Source organism: uncultured Campylobacter sp., from assembly GCF_937997595.1.
In the GTDB taxonomy this organism is placed as follows: Bacteria; Campylobacterota; Campylobacteria; order Campylobacterales; family Campylobacteraceae; genus Campylobacter_B.
On sequence record NZ_CALKTS010000147.1, the window covers coordinates 1 to 2,352 of the forward strand.

The window sequence follows — 2,352 nt, forward strand, 5'->3', positions numbered from 1 at the left end:
ATCGTTTTTATAGTATTCCAACAGTGTTTCGCAATAATTAAAAAAAGATATATCCGGCACACAATCGTCTTCTAAGATAATGCCTTGTTCAACATTATCAAAAAACCATGTAATTGCTTGGGCAGGTCCTCGTCCGCAGCCTAGGTTTTCATCTCGAAACAACGTATAAACTTTGCAATCCCAATCCACCTGCGACAGCACCCATTCGCGTACGGCTTTGCATTTTTTTTCTTCACCTAAACGGTTTTTTCTCGGACCGTCTGCTGCAATAAAAAGCTGTTGCGGCTGTACTTCTTTAATTTTTGGCATTGCCGCCTCCTTGTAAATTTAGATTTTTATTGAAATTGTTGTTTTTTAAAGTTTGGTATTGCTCTAAAATCGCATTATAATAGTAATCGCCATTATATGCAAAATCATTAAAAACGATATTTTGGAGCGTAGGTCTATTAGTAGGAATATATTTAAAATAATATTCTCTCCCATATGTTTTTTCAAAAAATCTTTTTTTGTTAGTTGTCAGTAGATTATGGGTAACGCAAAATTCTGATATTTCTTTATTGACAATAGCATTTGCTAAAAGCCAAGAAAACATAATATTTGATACAATGACTATGTCGTTTTTTGTATCGTGATATTTTAAGACTTTTTTATTTATAAATACAAAATCTGAAAAAAGTATATGCTTATTTTCGCCAATATAAACGAAATTTTCCAAAAATTTACCATTTTCATCAATAATGTATTTTTCATTGAACGGATAAAAAGGTTCTATTTTTAAAATTTCATCATTATCAATTATCTCTTGTGCGTTTTGCCTAGGTGTGTCGGCATTACAAATTTTAGAACCTAAATTTAGTAAATATTCTAAATTTAATCTTTTATCAAGCTTGAAAAATTCGCATTTGTCATCAGGGTATTTGTCTCCATTGCAAAGATAAAATCTTGTTTCAGCAAAGTCATTTATATCTCTATGGATATTTTTCATCTTTTTTATATCTTTTGCTGGATAATTGTCTAAATAGTGAATTTTTTGTAGAAAATCTTTTATGTAAAAATTAATTTTTTCATGCTCGGTTGCTGTTTTAAAATCTATCTTGTTTTCCAAATATTTTACTTTATCGTATTTGTCAAACATAGCTTCTAATTCGGCAATATGCCTTTTGTCGTCTTTATAAAGTTGATAAGCAAATGAAATAATAAGACACAAAGTAAATAAAATAAATATTATAAATAAAATTTTAAATAATTTTTTCATATTTTTCCTTTCAAATTTAAAGTTTAACTTGCGAATTTAAACTCGGCCAGTATCGTTTGATACTGAATTTATTAAATTTACAAATTTAAACTTACTTTACAAATTCACACAATTAGTAAATTTAAATTTGCAAATTCTTTTAATGCTTCAAAGCCGTTATTAGCTAAGCTCCCATCTCTTAGTAAAGTATGATTTTCAAATAGTCTTCCGCTTGTTACGCTATTTGCGATTAAGGTTTTGTTGATTAAAATTCCGTCATTTTTATCTATCAAAGCTCTGTTTTGGGCAAATTTGTTATTATCTAGGTCGAAGTATGTTTTACCGTGCGCGTTTGTAATGATGATGTCGTAGGTGGGGATTAGAAATAGTGCAGCCGCTACAATGCCTCTGATCCAAATTCTCTTAGTGCATTTTATGGCGATAACCATAACTATGGTGCTAACTGCTAAATAAGGAATAATGTAAACAACCAGTATTATCATCCCCATAGCATCCCCTTTGAAGACCGGATAAAGCTAGGAGTAAAGTTGGTGCCACTTTCTTGCATATCAGTCCTTTTCTTGCTATCCCTTGGCGCGGATTATATAGCCGCATTTATAAAAGTATGCTTAAGCTTTATAAAATATTTCCAGGCTTTGTTTTAAAGCGGCTTCTTAAATTTTTAGCGCTTTCCTAGCTATTCATTCCCACCGTACTATTATTGGTTTCACAAATTCTCTCAATCTCTTAAATTTCTTTAAAATTCCTTCCGAATTTAAGCCCCGTTTCAAATAGACTTAATAGAATTCTTTCAAATTTCACTCAAAGGTATCCAATGCAAACCGCCCTGGGCTCGCTAGGTCTGATAGCCGCCGTAAATCATATCCCATTTGATGCCAAGGCGCTTATAAATAAATTTGCGCTAAGCAGCGAGGAGCCGCAGATCGAAGAGCTAGTGCGGATGGCTAAGCATTGCGAGTTTAAGGCTAAAATCAAAAAGCTAAATCTTTCAAATTTGATGCGCTATAAGCCTCCCTTTATCCTTCAGAAAAAGGATGGAAGCTACTTTAACGTCCTAAAGATCGAGCAGCAAAGTAAAGAGGATATTAAAGCATCAA

3 protein-coding genes and 1 pseudogene are annotated in these 2,352 nt (G+C 32.1%); 1 reads left to right on the forward strand and 3 read right to left on the reverse strand.

What is annotated here, in order from left to right:
- From Q0614_RS05100 to Q0614_RS05110, 3 genes and pseudogenes are all read right to left on the reverse strand, one after another.
- Positions 1-309: pseudogene (locus tag Q0614_RS05100) on the reverse strand (glycosyltransferase family 2 protein); the annotation flags it as partial.
- Entirely contained in the window at positions 296-1,255 is a 960-nt protein-coding gene (locus tag Q0614_RS05105; protein ID WP_298787007.1) for a hypothetical protein, read from the reverse strand. The gene Q0614_RS05105 and the pseudogene Q0614_RS05100, both read right to left, overlap by 14 nt.
- A 104-nt stretch (positions 1,256-1,359) precedes the next feature.
- Positions 1,360-1,743 carry a hypothetical protein gene (locus Q0614_RS05110; RefSeq protein ID WP_298787009.1) on the reverse strand — a complete coding sequence of 128 codons (384 nt, stop codon included), beginning with the start codon at positions 1,741-1,743 and terminating at the stop codon, positions 1,360-1,362.
- Between the two features lie 326 nt (positions 1,744-2,069).
- On the opposite strand from Q0614_RS05110, the gene Q0614_RS05115 reads away from it, so the two are divergent.
- Positions 2,070-2,352, forward strand: a 283-nt coding sequence (locus tag Q0614_RS05115; protein ID WP_298787011.1) for a cysteine peptidase family C39 domain-containing protein, incomplete at its 3' end; no start/stop codon positions are given.